Raw genomic sequence first — 18555 nt, 5'->3', positions numbered from 1 at the left:
AAGGCTTAGGATCAGAGCTGATCCCGAGCGATCCCGCTGCGAATCCGCAGGATATCCGCCAGCACCGCCAGCGCAATTTCCGCCGGTGTCTTGCTGCCGAGGTTGAGGCCGATCGGCGCATGAATCCGCGCCAGCTCCGCCTCGCTCAAACCACCAATGCGACGTAAGCGCTCAAAGCGTTTTTGCGACGTCTGCAGCGATCCCATCACACCGATGTAAAACGCCTTGGTGCGCACCGCCTCCATCATCGCCAGATCATCGATACGCGGATCGTGGGTCAACGCCACTACCGCCGTATCGCGATGACAACCACCGTCGGCAATAAACACCGAAGGCAACTGTCGACGAATTTCCACGCCATTGAGCACCACACCTTCCAGCACCTCGTCGCGCCGATCGCAGAGAATCACTTCGAAGCCAAGTCCTACCGCGAACTCGGCACAGGCCTGCGCCACACTGGAGTAGCCGGCGAGCAACAAGCGCTGTGCTGCACCGATACGAATGCGCACCCGATCAATCTCACGCTCGATCCGCGCACCCTGCTCGCGGTCAGCGAATAGAGTGCGCGCACCGCTGGCCAGATCAACTTCGCGAAGCAGACGACGCTGACCCAGCAGCGCTGATTCCAGTTCACGCAGATGCGCCTGCACCGCGCAGTCGGCGTCAAGTTTTTCCACCAACACATCGAGAATGCCACCGCAAGGCAGACTGACCCGCGAGCGCGGATCATCGCCTTCGCCGTAACGCACGACGCTTACTGCTTCGAGAAACGCACCTTCGGCAACGCGCTGAAGAAAATCCTCCTCAACGCAACCGCCTGACAGCGAGCCGATCCACTGCCCGCCTTCGTTCACCGCCAGCAGCGAACCCGGCGCGCGCGGTGCCGAGCCGTAAGTGGTCAGCACCGTGCACAGCCAGATTCGCTGCCCGGCCACCGACCATTCCAGCGCCTTACGCACCACTTGCAGATCGAGATGCTGCATATCAGTGGGCCTTGTGCTCGACGCTCGGCGCGTCGGCTTGCAGCTTCTGCACTTCACTTACTGCCAGCTCAGCGCTCTGGCCGCCCCAACCCTGACGCAGGTAGTTGAGCAGATCGGTCAATTGCTCAGGACTGAGCTTTTCAGCAAAACCCGGCATCGGCTGCATGTGCTCGAACCCGGAGAACTTCTGTTCGCCGATGCCGTCATCGATCACTCGCAACAGGTTGCGCGGATCTTCCAGACGCAACGTCGTGTTGCCGCGCATGGCCACTGCGATGTGCGGTTTGCCTTCACCGCCAGCCGCGTGACAACCGGCGCAGACGTTCAGATATTCCTGACGGCCGCGCTGAGCACTCGCGCTGAGCTTGTCCAGCGGTACTTCGACGAGCTCTTTGGCTGGTGGCGGTTGCTCGCCAAGCAGGAACGTCGCCATTGCCGCCAGATCAGCATCGCTCAGACCTTGAGTGCTGTTGTGAAACACCGGGAACATTTCGTTGAACATCGTTCCTTGCGCGCTCATGCCATGCTTCAGAAACGTGCTCAGATCCTGCTGATTCCAGCCGCGCGCGGCCAGGTCGGTGGCCAGCAGGCTCGGCGCCAGATAACCATTGAGGATGCCGCCGGTCATGCGCTTGTCCATTTGCATCGCGCCGGGCAGGCCGCGTGGCGTATGGCATTCACCGCAATGGCCGAGGACGTCGACCATATACTGGCCACGCTTCCACGCCGCACTTTTGCCTTCGGCGGGCTCCAGCTTGACGTCTTTGCCGTAGAGCATGTTCCAGCCGGTCAGGCCCAGACGCACATTGAACGGAAAGCTCAGGCTGGTCACCGGCGCGGCGCGTTCGATCGGCTCGATGGTTTTCAGATACGCGTGAATCGCATCGGAATCGGCGCGCGGCATCAGGTGATACGAGGTGTACGGCATCGCCGGATACAGATTCGCACCGTCGCGCCGTTTGCCTTCGGTCAGCGCAGCGAAGAACTCGTCATCGTTGTACAGACCGATGCCGTGCTCTTTGCTCGGGGTGATGTTGGTGCCGTAGATCGTGCCGAACGGCGACACGATCGGCAGGCCGCCGGCATAGGGCGCGCCACCCGGTGCGGTGTGGCAGGCCATGCAGTCAGCGGCGCGGGCGAGGTATTCGCCGCGCTTGACCTGATCATCGGCGTGGACCGCCAAAAACGGCGCAGCCAGTCCGACCGCAAAAGTCAGGCGGGTCAGTAAACGCTTCATGCTCAACCCTCCTTGACCAGACCAAGATCGGTCAGCACGTTGCGCGTGGCGTTGTAATAACGCACGTACCCGGTGCAGCGGCAGACGTGATGGCCGAGGCTGTCCTCGATCACCTGTTCCAGCTGACTTTTGACGATCGGCTGGCGCTGCAGCTTCTCGACCAACACCGTCGCGGCGTTGACGAAGCCTGGCGCGCAGTAGCTGCACTGGAAGGCAAACTCGTCGACAAAGCGCTGCTGGATCGGATTGAGCTCAGTGACCTGGCCCTGCTCGTCGCGAGTGGCGTGGCCTTCGATGGTGCGGACTTTCTTGCCCTCGAAGTAGTGCGCGCCGGTGATGCAGGTGCGCACTTCTTCGCTGGTACCGTCGGGGTTATCGACGATCACCACGCAGGCGTGGCAGATCCCCTGACCGCAGCCCAGCCGCGAGCCGGTGAGGTTTTTGTATTCGTGCAGATAGTCGATCATCGGCAGGTCATCAGGGATGTCCACCGGGCCGACGGATTGACCATTGAGGGTCAGTTGAAGCGGACGGTTAGCCATTGAGGGCCTCCTTGATGCGCGCAGCAGTGATGGGCAGGTCGCGAACACGTTTGCCGATGGCATGCGCCACGGCGTTACCGATGGCACCGACAATCGGGATCATCACCACTTCGGCGATGCCCTTGGACGGATCGCTCGGCGACAGCGGCGGCAGAATCTCCGCAGTCTGCTTCCACACGGCAACGTGACGGGCCATCGGCAGACGATAACGGTTGAAGTTCCAGTCACCCTCCCCCGGCCCGCCTTCGTACAACGGCATTTCTTCCATCAGCGCATGACCAATACCCATGGCGATACCGCCTTCGAGCTGGCCCTTGACCAACTCTTCAACCAACACGCGCCCGCACTCGATCCAAGAATGGTGGTTGAGCACCTGAACCTCCGCCGAGCCTTTGTTGACCTTCAGCTCGACCAACGTGGCGACCGGGCTGTAATAGGTCACGGCAGCGTTGTTCAACTGCACTACCGGGTAGTTGACGTTCTGCCGATCAAGCAAGTGGAAACCGGCGCTGTTCATCTGCGCTTTCTTCGCTTGCGGCGCGCCATCGCCGTATTTCACCGCCAGACCGTCGAGCGGCAGGCGCTCGCGCACGCCGTCGATGCTGTATTCGGCTTCGGCCCAGCTCCAACGGTTGAAACCGTGCACCGTGGCGCCCGTCACCAGCCCGCGTTCGTGGGCGCGCTTGGCCAGCTCTTCGAAACTCAGCGGCTGCATGCCGTTGGCGGTCAGCTTGCCGTCGACCCAATGCGCATCTTCGCGACGCACCACGTAAGGGTTGGCCTGGCCGCCGTACGGCCCCTGACGCCATATCTCCAGCGCCGCGGGCCACAAACCATGGTTGAACAGCACGCGCGCGGCCTCACGGGTTGCATGGCTGAAGTAATAGGCGGAGTTGGTCGCCGAAGACGCCGACGCCAGCTTGCCGACCCAGCGCGGGTTGCGCAGCAGATTATCCTGCTCGGCCTGACTCATGATGTACGGGTTGCCGCTGGTGATCAGCTGCATTTCCTGCCACTCGGTTTCTCCGGTCTTCACATCATGCGCCGGGCTGCCGAGGAAATCGGCGACGACCAAGGCTTGCGAAGTGGACATGCCGGTGCCGATTTCGATACCGATATGGCGCAGGGTGATGCGCCCGTCAGCGGTGAATTCGATGCTGGCCATCGGTGCTTCGGAGCCGGTACCGAAGTCTTTCTGGCAAATGGCGAAACCGACGCCGTACCAGTTATCCGGGTCTGCCGCTTCACGTTGTTGCTTGATCGTGTCACGGTTTTTCCAGACTTCGTGCACCGAGGCCTTGTCGAGAATTTCGTGCAGGCGCAGTGCACCGGCCGGGATTGCGCCCTGGGTGTTTTTCATGCCGGACCGCAGTGCATTCCTGCGGCGCAAATCGATGGCGTCGACACCCAGACGATTAGCGATTTCGTCGACCATCATTTCGGTCGCCGCCATGCTTTGCAGGGTGCCGTAACCGCGCATCGAACCCGCTTCGACTGCGCGCGAGTGATAGGCGGTGACCTGCAGATCGTTCTGCGGCATGTAGTAGATCGACTGCGCAGCCGTGGCGCCAACCGCTGCCACCGATGGGCTGTAGTTGACCCGACCGCCGCCGTCGACGCTCATTTCTGCACGGAAAATCTTGAAGGTGTAGTCGTTCTTGTCCACGGCCAACTGGTAGCGGATGTCGAACGGGTGACGCTTGATACCGCTCTGGAATTGCTCATAGCGGTCGTTGGCCAGACGCACCGGCACACCGGCGCCGTACAGCGCGGCCAGGGCTGCGTAGTAGACAAAAATGTTGTGGTCTTTGGAGCCATACCCGACGGTGTAGCCCGGGTGCATGTTCAGGTTGGCCAGGCCGAAACGCGACGGCCCGATCATCTTCGCAGTCTCGGTCGCGACTTCCAGCGGGCACTGCGTCGCCACGACGAAATGCAGGGTTTTGGTTTTCGGGTCGTACCAGCCGTTGCCGTTGTCCGGCTCAAGGGCGGCCGGTTCGATCGACGGCGTCTTGTAGCGCTCATCGAACACCAGCCAGTTGTCTGGCGGCGTGTCGATCTCCTGCTTCATGCGGTCAGCGTAGAACAGGCCGCGCTCGGTGAGGTTGCCATGCAGGTTCGGCGATGCATTCCACACTGGACGGCGGTTCTTCAGCATCGGGAACAGAATCGAATCCTTGAGGCTGGCGAACTCGTCTTCATCCGCCGAGGTCGCGCCACCGACGCGCACATAGCGGAAGCTGCCGTAGGGATCACCTTCGTAGAACGGCACTTTGGCGCCGTAACGAATCGCTTTGTCATTGAATTTGAGTTGGTTCTTGGCCCGACGGAAACGCTCGAAATCGTTCCAGATCAGGATCGCCACCGGGTGACCGATGAACATCGGCACCTTGCCTTCGGGCAGCAATGGATCAGGCGCGTGCTCTTCGGGGAAGTGGATACCGTCCTTGTCCAGATCGGCAGCGGTGACGATGCGGTCCGGCTGCAGATCGGCGCCGAGCCACGACAGGTCGTAACCTGCGTAGATATGGTCGGCCTTGATGGTTTTCAGCAGCATGGCGTGGCCTTGTTGCTCAGGCCAGCCAGGCATGTCCTTGGCGCGGATGTCGCGGGCAAACACCTTGCTGCCGCAGACCTTGGACAAGGCATCGTTGCGTTGACGGGCCTTGCCGTTATTGCCGAGCCATTTCTCGGAGGGCACGGTGACGCTGTTTTCCATCAAGGCAGCCAGCGCCTGACTGCTGAGCGGCGTAAGCGTAACGCTCACACCCGCCACCAGCCCGCCCTGGAGGAACGAGCGCCGGGATATTTCACGGTTGGACATGGATCATCCTCTGGGCGGTTATAGGTCCGCCCTTGTGGTTATCTACTGGGGATCTCGAGTCGTGCAGAAGCTCTTTCTGGCGAAGCAAAGAGCTGTGTTGACAGTGCAAAGCTGACCGAAAGGTTAACTTTAAAGGTTTCTGCGCCCACAGCAAACAACCAGTTACAAAAACCTGACTAAATAATCAAAAAATCAATGCGACGTAGCACCGCATCCGATCTGCCGAGATAACAGAGCGTGCCTATGTGGGAGCGAGCCTGCTCGCGAAAACGTTTTTCCAGGCAATACAGATTTTGAACGTGCCGGCGCTTTCGCGAGCAGGCTCGCTCCCACAGGGATTCGCATGGACTTAAGGAGAGAGGAATGAGGAATAACCAAATTTCAGACACAAAAAACCCCGGTCTTTCGACCAGGGTCTTTGCTATCGATCCGATTCAGCCAATGGCTGATTTCGGCGCTTCAAGGCGTTCAGTGGTCCTTGAAACAGATATGGCGCAGCGGACGGGACTCGAACCCGCGACCCCCGGCGTGACAGGCCGGTATTCTAACCGACTGAACTACCGCTGCGTATCGCTTTGAGCTTGCGCTCAAGTAACTCGTTTTGATTGCCGGCTTCGGTGCCTTGCAATCGCGAATCAGATGAATCTGACTCGTAAAATATGGCGCAGCGGACGGGACTCGAACCCGCGACCCCCGGCGTGACAGGCCGGTATTCTAACCGACTGAACTACCGCTGCGCGTCGGTGCAGGCACTTTCAGCCTACTCTCTTGCTTGCGCAAGCTTCTCGGGAGTGGTGGGTGATGACGGGATCGAACCGCCGACATTCTGCTTGTAAGGCAGACGCTCTCCCAGCTGAGCTAATCACCCGTTTGCATCTCCGAGGCCGCGAAATTTACGCAGGTGGCGAAGCTAAGTCAATAGCAGGATTGGAGTTTTTCTGAAAAAGACGAAATTGCTTCATTCCTGAAGAAGCCATCGACCGATGGACCGCATTCGCGAGCAGGCTCGCTCCCACAGGACGCGGCTTCGCTTGTTATTCCGTGTAGATCATCTTCTTGGTCATGCCGCCATCGACGACGAATTCCTGCCCGGTGACAAATCCCGCATTGCGCGACAGCAACCACGCCACCATCGCCGCCACGTCTTCCACCGCCCCCACCCTGCCCGCCGGATGCTGGGCGTGATCGGCATCGGCCAACGGTTCGGCGCGACGCACCGAGGGATCACGCGCATCGATCCAGCCAGGACTGACTGCGTTCACGCGGATTTCCGGCCCAAGGCTGATTGCCAGCGCATGGGTCAGCGCCAACAGCCCACCCTTGCTCGCCGCATACGCCTCGGAGTCCGCCTCCGACTGTCGCGCACGGGTCGAGGCCAGATTGACGATCGAACCGTTGTGCGCACGCAGATAAGGCGCACAGTGCTTGGCCAGCAACATCGGCCCGCTCAGATTCACCGCCAGCACCCGATTCCAATACGCCAGATCGAGGCTTTCCAGGGTGATGTTGTGCGGATCGGCCACCGCCGCGTTGCACACAAGCGCATCAAGGCGACCAAACTGCCCCAGCACCTCGGCCACGCCCAGTGCGACCTGATTTTCCTCGGCGACGTCCATGGCGACGAACCAGGCGTTTTCGCCGAGCACCTTCGCCACTTTCGAACCACGCACCCGATCAAGATCGGTCAGCACCACTTGCCAGCCTTCGCTGATCAGCCAGGCGGCAATTCCGAGGCCGATACCGCGTGCAGCGCCAGTGACCAGCGCCACGCGGCCATGGGTATTGGCCGCCGGTGTGGACAACTCGATCACAATGCCGCCAGACCGCGCGCCAGGTCAGCCTGCAGGTCAGCGACATCTTCCAGACCAACCGCCACGCGGATAAGGCTGTCGCGAATCCCCGCCGCTTCACGCTCCTGCGGCGCCAGACGGCCGTGGGAGGTGGTGCTAGGATGGGTGATCGTGGTTTTGCTGTCGCCAAGGTTGGCGGTGATCGAAATCAACCGCGTGGCATCGATAAAGCGCCAGGCGCCTTCTTTGCCGCCCTTGACCTCGAAGCTCACCACCGCACCAAAACCCTTCTGCTGGCGCTGGGCCAACTCGTGCTGCGGATGGCTCTTGAGGCCGGCGTAATGGACTTTCTCGATGCCGTCCTGCTGCTCCAGCCATTCGGCCAGCGCCTGAGCGTTGGCGCAATGCGCTTTCATGCGCAGATTGAGGGTCTCGAGGCCTTTGAGGAAGATCCACGCGTTGAACGGGCTGAGGGTCGGCCCGGCGGTCCGCAGGAAACCCACCACTTCTTTCATCTGTTCACCGCGACCGGCGACAACGCCGCCCATGCAGCGACCCTGACCGTCGATGAACTTGGTCGCCGAGTGCACGACAATGTCCGCGCCGAGCTTCAGCGGCTGCTGCAACGCCGGGGTGCAGAAGCAGTTGTCGACCACCAGCTGCGCGCCCTTGGCATGCGCGATTTCTGCCAGCGCGGCGATATCCACCAGCTCGGCCAACGGGTTGGACGGCGATTCGACAAAAAGCAGTTTGGTGTTGGACTTGATCGCCGCGTCCCAGGCTGACAGATCGGCCAGCGGGACGTAATCGACTTCGACGCCGAAGCGTTTAAAGTATTTCTCGAAGAGGCTGATGGTTGAGCCGAACACGCTGCGCGACACCAGCACATGATCGCCAGCACTGCACAGGCTCATCACCACCGCCATGATCGCGGCCATGCCGGTTGCCGTGGCGACGGCTTGCTCGGCGCCCTCCAGCGCGGCAATGCGTTCTTCGAACGCGCGCACGGTCGGGTTGGTGTAGCGCGAATAGACGTTGCCAGGCACTTCGCCGGCAAAGCGCGCCGCTGCATCGGCAGCGGTGCGGAACACGTAACTGGAGGTGAAGAACATCGGGTCACCGTGTTCGCCTTCCGGCGTGCGGTGCTGACCGGCACGGACGGCCAGGGTATCGAACGCTACGCCTTCGAGGTCGCTGTCCAGCCGACCGGCATCCCATTCCTGACTCATGCTGTCTCTCCTTGCTGTTCTCGAACAATAAATATCAGATACAAAACCGGCCCCTCAGGGCCGGTGAAAACTCAGTTGTTGTACAGATCGATGATCGCACTGACTGCCTGGGTCTTGACCTTCGAGGCATCGTTGCGCGCCTGCTCGATCTTGTTCAGGTAAGCCTCGTCGACGTCACCGGTCACGTACTTGCCGTCAAACACTGCGCAATCGAAGTGCTCGATCTTGATCTTGCCGCCGCCGACCGCTTCGATCAAGTCAGGCAGATCCTGATAGATCAGCCAGTCTGCACCGATCAGGTCGGCCACGTCCTGAGTCGAACGGTTGTGCGCGATCAGTTCGTGGGCGCTCGGCATGTCGATACCGTACACGTTCGGGAAGCGCACCGCAGGTGCCGCCGAGCAGAAGTAGACGTTTTTCGCGCCGGCTTCGCGGGCCATCTGGATGATCTGCTTGCAAGTGGTGCCGCGCACGATCGAGTCATCGACCAGCATGACGTTCTTGCCACGGAATTCCAGCTCGATGGCATTGAGCTTCTGGCGTACCGACTTCTTGCGCGCAGCCTGGCCCGGCATGATGAAGGTGCGACCGATGTAACGGTTCTTGACGAAACCTTCGCGGAATTTCACGCCCAGGTGATTGGCCAGTTCCAGCGCAGCGGTACGGCTGGTGTCGGGAATCGGGATGACCACGTCGATGTCGTGCTCAGGACGCTCGCGCAGGATCTTCTCGGCAAGCTTCTCGCCCATGCGCAGACGTGCTTTGTACACCGACACGCCGTCGATGATCGAGTCCGGACGCGCGAGGTAGACGTGTTCGAAAATGCACGGCGTCAGCGACGGGTTGGTTGCGCACTGACGGGTGTGCAACTTGCCGTCTTCAGTGATGTAGACCGCTTCACCCGGCGCGAGGTCGCGAATCAGGGTAAAACCGAGCACGTCCAGCGAAACGCTTTCCGAGGCGATCATGTACTCGACGCCTTCGTCGGTGTGACGCTGGCCAAACACGATCGGGCGGATGCCGTGCGGATCGCGGAAACCGACGATGCCGTAACCGGTGACCATCGCCACAACGGCGTAACCACCAACGCAACGGTTGTGCACGTCGGTCACGGCGGCGAACACGTCTTCTTCGGTCGGCTGCAGCTTGCCGCGCTGGGCCAGCTCGTGGGCGAACACGTTGAGCAGCACTTCCGAGTCGGAGCTGGTGTTGACGTGACGCAGATCGGATTCGTAGATCTCTTTAGCCAACTGTTCAACGTTGGTCAGGTTGCCGTTGTGCGCCAGAGTGATGCCGTACGGCGAGTTGACGTAGAACGGCTGGGCTTCGGCCGACGTCGAGCTGCCGGCAGTCGGGTAACGGACGTGGCCGATACCCATGTGGCCGACCAGACGCTGCATGTGACGCTGCTGGAACACGTCACGCACCAGGCCATTATCCTTGCGCAGGAACAACCGGCCATCATGGCTGGTCACGATACCGGCAGCGTCCTGGCCGCGGTGCTGGAGCACGGTTAGCGCGTCATACAGCGCCTGATTGACGTTCGACTTACCGACGATACCGACGATGCCACACATGCGACGCAACCCCTACTTAATGGATCTGAACTGAACAACACTCACTGAGGCGTTTTCGCCGTCGGCAAGAGCTGCTCCTTGAACGGAATCTCAGCGGGTACGCTGATTCCGCTGGCAAGCCACTGACTGCTCCACCCCAGTATCAGGTTTTTGGACCAGTCGGCGACCAATAGAAACTTGGGCACGAGCTGTGATTCTTTCCACCACCCGTCCTGCTGTACCGGCCCCAGGCTCAACAGCCCGACCGCCACGACCACCAGCAACACGCCACGCGCTGCGCCGAAGGCCATGCCGAGGAATCGATCGGTCCCGGACAACCCGGTGACGCGAACCAACTCGCCGATAAGATAATTGATCATTGCGCCCACGATCAGTGTGGCGACAAACATGATGGCACAGCCCGCGATCACGCGAGCCGATGGGGTTTCGATGTATCCGGCGAGGTACTCGGACAGTGAGCCACCAAACATCCAGGCAACCGCTCCTGCGATGATCCAGGTCAGCAGCGATAAAGCTTCCTTTACGAAGCCGCGGCTCAGACTGATCAAAGCGGAGATGGCGATGATTGCAACGATCGCCCAGTCAACCCAGGTAAATGGCACAGTGCAGCCTACAGACGAATAAGGCGGCGCATTTTAGCAGAGCGCATGGCTGTCGGTAAGCTGCGATTGTCAGTGCTTTTCAATCGAGGTGATAGATTTCAGCCACGTTCAGGCTGAAAACGGACAACGAAGCCCTTGAGGTTCTGCTGACGACTCAGCAGATCGCGCAGACGATCGGCTTCGGCACGCTCGATCAGCGGACCGACGAACACCCGATTCTTGCCATCGGCAGAACGAATGTAGGCGTTATAACCCTGGCTGCGCAGGTTCTTCTGCAGGCTCTCGGCGCTGGCGCGGCTCGACAGACTGGCCAGTTGCACCGACCAGCTCACCGACAGACCGTTGGCATCGACGCGGCTCTGCGTGGTGTCAGGCTTGCTGGTTGCGGATGTGATCGGCTGAGCCGGCGCCGGAATCGGCTTGGCCACCGGTGGCGGCGTTGCCGGACGGGCTATCTGCGCAGGGATGGTCGGTGCTGGCGCAGCCGGTGCAGCCGGAGCAGCCGGAGCAACCGGGGCCGCAGGCACCGCTTCTTCAGCGACCTCTTCGTCCGTTGGCACAGGCTCTTGCGGCAAGGCCTGCGGCTCAGGCACGGCCACCGGGTCAATTTGCACCTGCGGCATGGCCGAAGGCTGAGGCGCAGCCGGGGCCTCGACGGTCACCTGACGCTGCTCGTCCTGACGGGAAAACAGCATCGGCAGGAAGATCACCGCCAGCGCCACCAGCACCAGCGCGCCAACCATGCGCTGCTTGTACGCTTTATCCAGCAAAGCCATTTGCCGCTTCCTCCGTGGAGCGCCGGGCCAGCCATTCAAGGGCCTCGGCGACACAATAAAATGATCCGAACAACAGAATCTCGTCGTCACTGGTTGCTATAGCGCACTGCCCTTCCAGAGCGGCCGCCACGCTGGCGTAAGACGTAACCGAAGCACCAAGGTTCTGCAGCGCTGCCTCAAGTTCAGCTACGGGACGCGCGCGCGGCGAATCCAGCGGCGCGACAGCCCAATGCGCGACACTAGCATTCAATTCGCCAACAACACCATCCAGATCCTTGTCCGCCAGCAGGCCGAATACCGCCAGGCGCTTGCCCGCCGGGGGCCGCGCAGCCAGACGCCGAGCGAGATATTCAGCGGCATGAGGATTGTGACCAACATCCAGCAACATGTTCAGGCGCTTGCCGTTCCATTCGAACGAACGACGATCGAGGCGTCCGACCACGCGCGTCGCCTGCAACGCCGCGACAATCTGTTCGGCATTCCACGGCAAACCTGTCAGCAGATAGGCTTGCAGCGCCAGCGCGGCGTTTTCCATCGGCAGATCGAGCAGCGGCAAGTCGCGCAACTCGACCACTTGGCCCAGGGCATCGGTGCCGCGCCATTGCCAGTGTTGGTCAGTGATGCCGAGATCGAAATCGCGTCCACGCAGAAAGAATGGGCAAGCCAGTTCGTGCGCCTTGTCGAGCAGTGGTTGCGGAGGATTCAGGTCGCCACACAGAGCAGGCTTGCCCTGGCGGAAAATTCCGGCCTTCTCGAAGGCCACGGATTCGCGGGTATCGCCCAGATAATCGGCGTGATCGACGCCAATGCTGGTGACCAGCGCAATATCGGCATCGACTACATTGACGGTATCCAGACGCCCGCCCAACCCGACTTCAAGCACCACAGCGTCAAGCGCCGCCTGCTGGAACAGCCAGAACGCTGCCAGAGTGCCCATTTCGAAGTAAGTCAGGGAAGTCTCGCCGCGGCCCGCCTCGACCGCAGCAAAGGCTTCGCAGAGCTGCGCGTCAGTGGCTTCGACGCCGTCGAGCTGCACCCGCTCGTTGTAACGCAGCAGGTGCGGAGAATTGTAGACACCAACGCTCAGGCCCTGCGCACGCAGAAATGAAGCCACGAACGCGCAGGTCGAGCCCTTGCCGTTGGTGCCGGTGACCGTGATCACCCGAGGCGCCGGCTGGCCCAGCCCCATGCGGGACGCTACCTGTTGCGAACGCTCCAGGCCCATGTCGATGGCCGACGGATGCAACTGCTCAAGGTAGGCGAGCCATTCACCAAGGGTGCGCTGGGTCATACGTTGGCAGGCACCGGCGGCACCACGATCGGTTCGATCGGCGCGGCGACGAACTTCGGCGTCGGCTTGCCGGTCATCTGTGCCAGCAGGTTACCCAGACGCGGACGCAGTTCCTGACGGTGAATGATCATGTCGATCGCGCCGTGCTCCAGCAGGAACTCGCTGCGCTGGAAGCCTTCCGGCAGTTTCTCGCGCACGGTCTGCTCGATCACCCGCGGACCGGCGAAGCCGATCAGGGCTTTCGGCTCGCCGACGATGACGTCGCCAAGCATCGCCAGACTGGCGGAAACGCCGCCGTAGACCGGGTCGGTCAGTACGGAGATGAACGGAATGCCTTCTTCACGCAGACGCGCAAGTACGGCCGAAGTCTTGGCCATCTGCATCAGCGAGATCAGCGCTTCCTGCATGCGTGCACCACCGGAGGCGGCGAAGCAGATCATCGGGCAGCGGTTTTCCAGTGCGTAGTTGGCAGCGCGAACGAAGCGCTCACCGACGATGGCGCCCATGGAACCGCCCATGAAGTTGAATTCGAATGCCGAAACCACTACCGGCATGCCCAGCAAGGTACCGCTGACCGAGATCAGCGCATCTTTCTCGCCGGTCTGCTTCTGCGCAGCGACCAAGCGGTCCTTGTACTTCTTGCCGTCGCGGAATTTCAGACGGTCAACCGGCTCCAGGTCAGCACCCAGTTCGTTGCGGCCTTCCGGGTCGAGGAAAATGTCGATGCGGGCACGTGCGCCGATGCGCATGTGATGGTTGCACTTGGGGCAAACGTCCAGGGTCTTTTCCAGCTCCGGACGGTACAACACCGCCTCGCAGGACGGGCATTTGTGCCACAGACCTTCAGGCACCGAGCTCTTCTTGACCTCCGAGCGCATGATCGAAGGGATCAGTTTGTCTACTAACCAGTTGCTCATGCTTTCTTTCTCCAGTACCGGCGGCCCGAACGCTCTGGTTCGCAGCCCCGCGTATGCCCTTGAGCTAAATTCATGTGTGTGGCGATGGTTGCCGAACAGTGGCGGTCAGCGCGGAACATGACCTGCGACGATTCAGCAACCCTCAGCCGCGCCTGCTTTGTGCAAGTGCATTGATGGACGGCGGCAGACTGCCAGCCGTCACATCGACGATGTATTGCCGCGCACCGCGTTGATGAATGCGCGAATCTTGTGGTGATCCTTGATGCCTTTGCTCGCTTCTACCCCGCCGCTGACATCCACCGCGTAGGGCTTGACCCGTGCTACCGCGTCGGCAACGTTCTCCGGCGTCAGGCCGCCGGCCAGAATCAGCGGTTTGCTCAAGTGTTGCGGAATCAGTGACCAGTCAAACGCCTCGCCGGTTCCACCGGGCACCCCTTCGACATAGGTGTCGAGCAGTACGCCACTGGCGCCGGGAAAGGCATCGCAGGCAGCAGCAATGTCATCACCCGCCTTGACCCGCAGCGCTTTGATGTACGGACGATGCCAGCCTTCACACTCCTCCGCACTTTCGTCGCCATGGAACTGCAGCAGATCCAGCGGCACCGCATCGAGGATTTCTCCGAGCTCGCAACGGCTGGCATTGACGAACAGCCCCACGGTGGTAACGAACGGCGGCAGCGCCTTGATGATCGCCCGCGCCTGCTGCACGTTCACCGCTCGCGGACTCTTGGCGTAAAACACCAGGCCGATCGCGTCGGCACCGGCTTCGACGGCGGCCAGCGCATCTTCGATGCGGGTAATGCCGCAGATCTTGCTGCGAACAGCTGACATGTCAGGAAAACCTCAAGGCAAAATCCGAAAACGTCCCGGATGGTAACAAAAGCGCCCGAGGGCGTCAGCCGTCAAGTTCGGAGAAACCCGTAAGGAAATGTGGCCCGATAAAGCGCTCGGGTAACGGGAATTCGTCGTGATACTCGACCTGCACCAGATACAGCCCGTACGGATGCGCCGTGACCCCGCCGGAGCGACGCTCGCGACTTTCCAGCACTTCCTTCATCCACTCCACCGGACGCTCACCGGCACCGATGGTCATCAGCACACCGGCGATATTGCGCACCATGTGATGCAGGAACGCGTTGGCACGAATGTCGAGCACGATCATCTTGCCGTGACGGGTCACGCGCAGGTGATGCATCTTCTTGATCGGCGACTTTGCCTGGCACTGACCGGCCCGGAATGCGCTGAAATCGTGGGTACCGATCAGGTACTGCGCGGCCTCGGCCATACGCTCGGCGTCGAGCGGACGGTGATTCCAGGTGATTTCTTCATTGAGGTGCGCCGGGCGGATCTGATCGTTGTAGATCACATAGCGATAACGCCGGGCAATGGCTTTGAACCGAGCATGAAAATGTGCCGGCATGACCCTGGCCCAACTGACGCTGATGTCGTGGGGCAGATTGATGTTGGCGCCCATGACCCAGGCTTTCAGCGAGCGATCAACCTGGGTGTCAAAGTGCACCACTTGGCCGCAGGCATGCACGCCGGCATCGGTACGCCCGGCGCATTGCAGGGAAACCGGCGAATTGGCGACTTTCGACAGGGCTTTTTCAAGCTCTTCCTGCACAGTCGCCACTCCGGTCAGTTGCCGTTGCCAGCCGCTGTAGCGCGAGCCTTTGTACTCAACGCCCAGCGCGACGCGGTAAAAGCCGTCGGGCGCCATTTCGGCGACCGGGTTATCTATGTTTGCCAAGGTGGGACAGCCTGCTGATTTGCAAAGGCGGGCATTATAAGGCGGTGGGCCGGGGATGCCAGAGTTCTCTATCGGCAGTACCGCCCCCTTCGCGAGCAGGCTCGCTCCCACATTTGCAATGCGCCCCCCTGTGGGAGCGAGCCTGCTCGCGAAAGCAATCGATCAAACACCGCCGAATCCGGCACAAACAAAAACGGCAGCCCCACCGGGCTGCCGCTTGTTGTTTACCGCTGAACTTACGCCAGGTTGGAAAGCATTTCCTTGGCCTCGCCCCGCTGCTTCTCGTCACCCTCGGTCAACACTTCGTTGAGGATGTCACGCGCACCGTCAGCGTCGCCCATGTCGATGTAAGCCTGGGCCAGATCGAGTTTGGTCGCTGCTTCGTCGGTGCCGGCGAGGAAGTCGAAATCATCTTCACCCAGGTCATCACCCAACGCTGCGTCCGCTTCGGTGAAGCTCGGTTCGGCCATGCTTTGCGACAGGCGATCCAGCTCGGCATTGACGTCGTCAAGCTCGGCCGCGAAAGCATCCGGCTCGGCGGCTGGGTTGGTGTCCATTTCGTCGGCCAGCGACAGGTCGAAATCGGCTGGGAGTTCCAGATCGTCCTGCGGCACGTCAGCAACTACCGGCGTCTCGACCGGCGGCAAGTCCTTCACGCCGTCGTCAAGATCCAGCAGGAAGTCATCTTCAGCCAACGTGGCCGGCGATGGTTCGGCGCCCAGATCCATGTCCAGATCGAAGTCCGACAGATCGTCGAGATTGTCTTTCATCTCGGTCTGCTCTTGCAGCACCGAAGCGAAGCTCAGATCGTCTTCGGCCGGAAATGCGTCGAGCTCGACAGGCGCTTCTGGCTCGACCGCTGGCGCAGGATCGACCGGGGTGATGTTGTCGAGGTCGTCCAGGCTCAAATCGAACGCGGTGTCGAGATCGTCAGCGGCAGCCTCGGGCGCTTGCGGCTCGTCTTGCAGCAATTCCTTGACGTACTGCGCGTCCAGTTCGGCAGCGACGGCGGCAGCTGCCAGCCCACCGGCAGCGACGACAGCCATGGCTGGGAAGCGGCTTTTCAGCGCTTCGACCTTGGCGAAGTTATCGCCATTGGCCACCAGTTGACGCTCTTGCGCAACGAACGCATCGCGGTCGCCCTGCTGACCGTAGACTTCCATCAGCTTCAGGCGCAGATCGCTGCGTTCCGGCTCAAGGCTGACGCCCTCTTCCAGCAGCGCAGCGGCCTGATTAAGGCGGCCGGCATTGATGTGCGATTGCGCTTTGTCGAGCACATCATCAGAGCGTTCGCCGGCCGGGGCCACCAGTGGTGCGGCAATCGGCGCAGCCATCACCACCGGAGTGACGACCGGTGCAGGGGCTGGCGCAGGTGCCGGAGCTGGCGTGTTGAGCTTGACGCTGGCTGCCGGGGTTTCCAAGCCGGAGAAGCTGCTTTCCGGCAGATCCTGCTCAGCGGAGAACTCTTGCTCTTCAGCCAGAGCGCGGGCCATGCGCAGGTGCTTTTCGGCTTCCTGCTGGGCTTTGCGGCGACGTGCCAGCAGCAACAGCAGAAGCAGCAGAACCACCGCACCGCCGCCGATCAGGCCGAGCAGGATCGGATTGGTCAGCAGCTCATTGAAGGCTTTGTCGTCATCGGCGGCAGCAGGCGGCGTAGTTTCGACCACCGGCTCGACGACCGGCTCAACCGGGGTTTCCGCTGGCGGCGCGATGGCTGACTCTGGAGTCGGTGCGGCGTCGGCCGGAGTGGCTGGCGGTGTTGCGGCCAGTTCGGCAGTGATCGCCGGTACCGGCGGCACAGCAGCAGTGGCGCCAGGCGCAGCGCCGGCGCCGTCGGCCTGCATCTTCGCCAGTTGATTGTTCTTCAGCTCGATCAGCTTTTGCAGCTTGTCCAACTGGCTCTGCAGATCAGCCATGCGGCTTTTCAGTTCCTCGTTGTCACGACGGGTCGTGTCGAGGTTTTCCTGAGTGATTGCCAGTTTGTTGCTCAGCGCCTTGGCGTCGCCGGCCGGGCCTTTCGCACCGGGCTTGGCGCTTTCCGCCGAGACCAGGCTCAGATTGTCCTGGGTGTTGGCCGCTGCACCGGTATTGCCACGGCCACGATTGGTCGCATCCAGCTGCTGCTGACCGGTGCCAGGCTTGCCTACATAACGACGGCCCTGACGCCAGGCTTCGTTCTGCGCCGCCACTTCAGCAATGGCAGCCGACTGCGGCAGCGCTGTGCTTTGTACCGGGTCCGGCAGACGCAGCACCTGGCCGGTTTTCAGACGGTTGATGTTGCCGTCGATAAAGGCATTCGGATTGAGCGCCTGAATCGCCAGCATGGTCTGCTGCACCGAGCCGCCGTTGCGCGCCTTCGCGGCGATTTCCCACAGGGTATCGCGCGGCGTGGTGGTGTATTGATTGCGATGGGTGGCGCCAGTGGTGGGCGCAGTGATGGTCTGCGACGGCGCCGGTTGCGCGGCGGCGTCTGCGGTCTGCGGCGAGAACTTCGACGGATCGAGCAGCACGCTGTAATCACGCAGCAGGCGGCCATTGGGCCACATCACCTGCACGAGGAACTTCACCATCGGTTCCGACAGCGGTTGGCTCGAGGTCACGCGCAACACGCTTTTGCCGCTGGCGTTGAGTACCGGGGTGAACGTCAGGTCATTGAGAAAAGCCTGACGATCAACGCCAGCCTTGGCGAAATCTTCAGGGGAAGCCAGGCTCGGCACCACCTCGGCGGCGGTGAGATCCTTGACGTCGAGCAGCTCGATTTCAGCCACCAACGGCTGGTTCAGGGTCGACTTCAGGGTCAGCTCCCCGAGCCCGAGGGCATGCGCCATACCGGAGGACAGCGCCGAGGCGGCCGCTATTGCTAACACCAGTTTGCGAACTTGAACCATAGCCTCATCCTTTGTTTGAACGTTCCTCGGCCAGCGAGAAGCTTTTGAATACCGCTGCCGTAAGGCATTGCGCGCGACGACGGGTGTCGCCGCGCGCGATCATTTCGGTGCTGCCCCGGAAAGTCCCGGAGGGTGACTCGTCATCGACG

At 61.3% G+C, this 18555-nt stretch carries 14 protein-coding genes and 3 tRNA genes; all 17 read right to left on the bottom strand.

The features are described from left to right. Positions 1–11 precede the first annotated feature (11 nt). The 17 genes from ACZ9BE_RS07320 to ACZ9BE_RS07240 all read right to left on the bottom strand — a co-directional run bounded on the left by ACZ9BE_RS07320 (position 12) and on the right by ACZ9BE_RS07240 (position 18406). Entirely contained in the window at positions 12–983 is a 972-nt protein-coding gene (locus ACZ9BE_RS07320; RefSeq protein WP_476249125.1) for an XdhC family protein, read from the bottom strand. A 1-nt stretch (position 984) separates the two neighbouring features. Continuing rightward, entirely contained in the window at positions 985–2220 is a 1236-nt protein-coding gene (locus tag ACZ9BE_RS07315; protein WP_095179500.1) for a c-type cytochrome, read from the bottom strand. A gap of 2 nt (positions 2221–2222) precedes the next feature. Then, on the bottom strand, positions 2223–2762 hold the full coding sequence (locus ACZ9BE_RS07310) for a (2Fe-2S)-binding protein (RefSeq protein ID WP_016773947.1): 540 nt from the start codon (positions 2760–2762) through the stop codon (positions 2223–2225). Next, positions 2755–5586: a xanthine dehydrogenase family protein molybdopterin-binding subunit gene (locus ACZ9BE_RS07305; RefSeq protein WP_056784400.1), complete on the bottom strand. Its 2832-nt coding sequence runs from the start codon at positions 5584–5586 to the stop codon at positions 2755–2757. Before ACZ9BE_RS07305 ends, ACZ9BE_RS07310 begins: the two co-directional genes overlap by 8 nt. Positions 5587–6076: 490 nt before the next feature. Beyond that, a tRNA-Asp gene (locus ACZ9BE_RS07300) sits at positions 6077–6153 on the bottom strand. Positions 6154–6246: 93 nt separating this feature from the next. Further along, positions 6247–6323 (bottom strand) — tRNA-Asp (locus ACZ9BE_RS07295). Between the two features lie 55 nt (positions 6324–6378). After that, positions 6379–6454 (bottom strand) — tRNA-Val (locus tag ACZ9BE_RS07290). Positions 6455–6620: 166 nt separating this feature from the next. Beyond that, positions 6621–7397 (bottom strand): SDR family oxidoreductase, encoded by a 777-nt coding sequence (locus ACZ9BE_RS07285; protein WP_476249124.1) that lies wholly within the window; start codon positions 7395–7397, stop codon positions 6621–6623. After that, a complete protein-coding gene (locus ACZ9BE_RS07280) occupies positions 7394–8605 on the bottom strand; it encodes an O-succinylhomoserine sulfhydrylase (protein WP_016773944.1) in 1212 nt (403 codons plus the stop codon). The genes ACZ9BE_RS07285 and ACZ9BE_RS07280 overlap by 4 nt, the downstream gene beginning before the upstream one ends. Before the next feature lie 71 nt (positions 8606–8676). Beyond that, positions 8677–10182: an amidophosphoribosyltransferase gene (purF, locus tag ACZ9BE_RS07275; RefSeq protein ID WP_016773943.1), complete on the bottom strand. Its 1506-nt coding sequence runs from the start codon at positions 10180–10182 to the stop codon at positions 8677–8679. 41 nt (positions 10183–10223) lie between these two features. Beyond that, positions 10224–10784 (bottom strand): CvpA family protein, encoded by a 561-nt coding sequence (locus ACZ9BE_RS07270; protein ID WP_016773942.1) that lies wholly within the window; start codon positions 10782–10784, stop codon positions 10224–10226. A 98-nt stretch (positions 10785–10882) separates the two neighbouring features. Further along, complete coding sequence (locus ACZ9BE_RS07265; RefSeq protein WP_476249123.1) at positions 10883–11560, bottom strand: SPOR domain-containing protein; 678 nt, start codon at positions 11558–11560, stop codon at positions 10883–10885. Continuing rightward, positions 11544–12851 carry a bifunctional tetrahydrofolate synthase/dihydrofolate synthase gene (gene folC / locus ACZ9BE_RS07260; RefSeq protein ID WP_476249122.1) on the bottom strand — a complete coding sequence of 436 codons (1308 nt, stop codon included), beginning with the start codon at positions 12849–12851 and terminating at the stop codon, positions 11544–11546. Before folC ends, ACZ9BE_RS07265 begins: the two co-directional genes overlap by 17 nt. Continuing rightward, positions 12848–13768, bottom strand: a complete 921-nt coding sequence (accD, locus tag ACZ9BE_RS07255; RefSeq protein WP_016773939.1) for an acetyl-CoA carboxylase, carboxyltransferase subunit beta — start codon at positions 13766–13768, stop codon at positions 12848–12850. The genes folC and accD overlap by 4 nt, the downstream gene beginning before the upstream one ends. Before the next feature lie 198 nt (positions 13769–13966). Continuing rightward, entirely contained in the window at positions 13967–14599 is a 633-nt protein-coding gene (locus tag ACZ9BE_RS07250; protein ID WP_056784388.1) for a phosphoribosylanthranilate isomerase, read from the bottom strand. 64 nt (positions 14600–14663) lie between these two features. After that, entirely contained in the window at positions 14664–15488 is an 825-nt protein-coding gene (gene truA / locus ACZ9BE_RS07245) for a tRNA pseudouridine(38-40) synthase TruA (RefSeq protein ID WP_016773937.1), read from the bottom strand. 266 nt (positions 15489–15754) lie between these two features. Beyond that, positions 15755–18406: a motility hub landmark protein FimV gene (locus tag ACZ9BE_RS07240; RefSeq protein ID WP_476249121.1), complete on the bottom strand. Its 2652-nt coding sequence runs from the start codon at positions 18404–18406 to the stop codon at positions 15755–15757. Positions 18407–18555 lie beyond the last annotated feature (149 nt).

It is taken from the genome of Pseudomonas sp. TE9122 (assembly GCF_056278925.1).
This window is presented reverse-complemented; position numbering and strand designations above follow the sequence as displayed.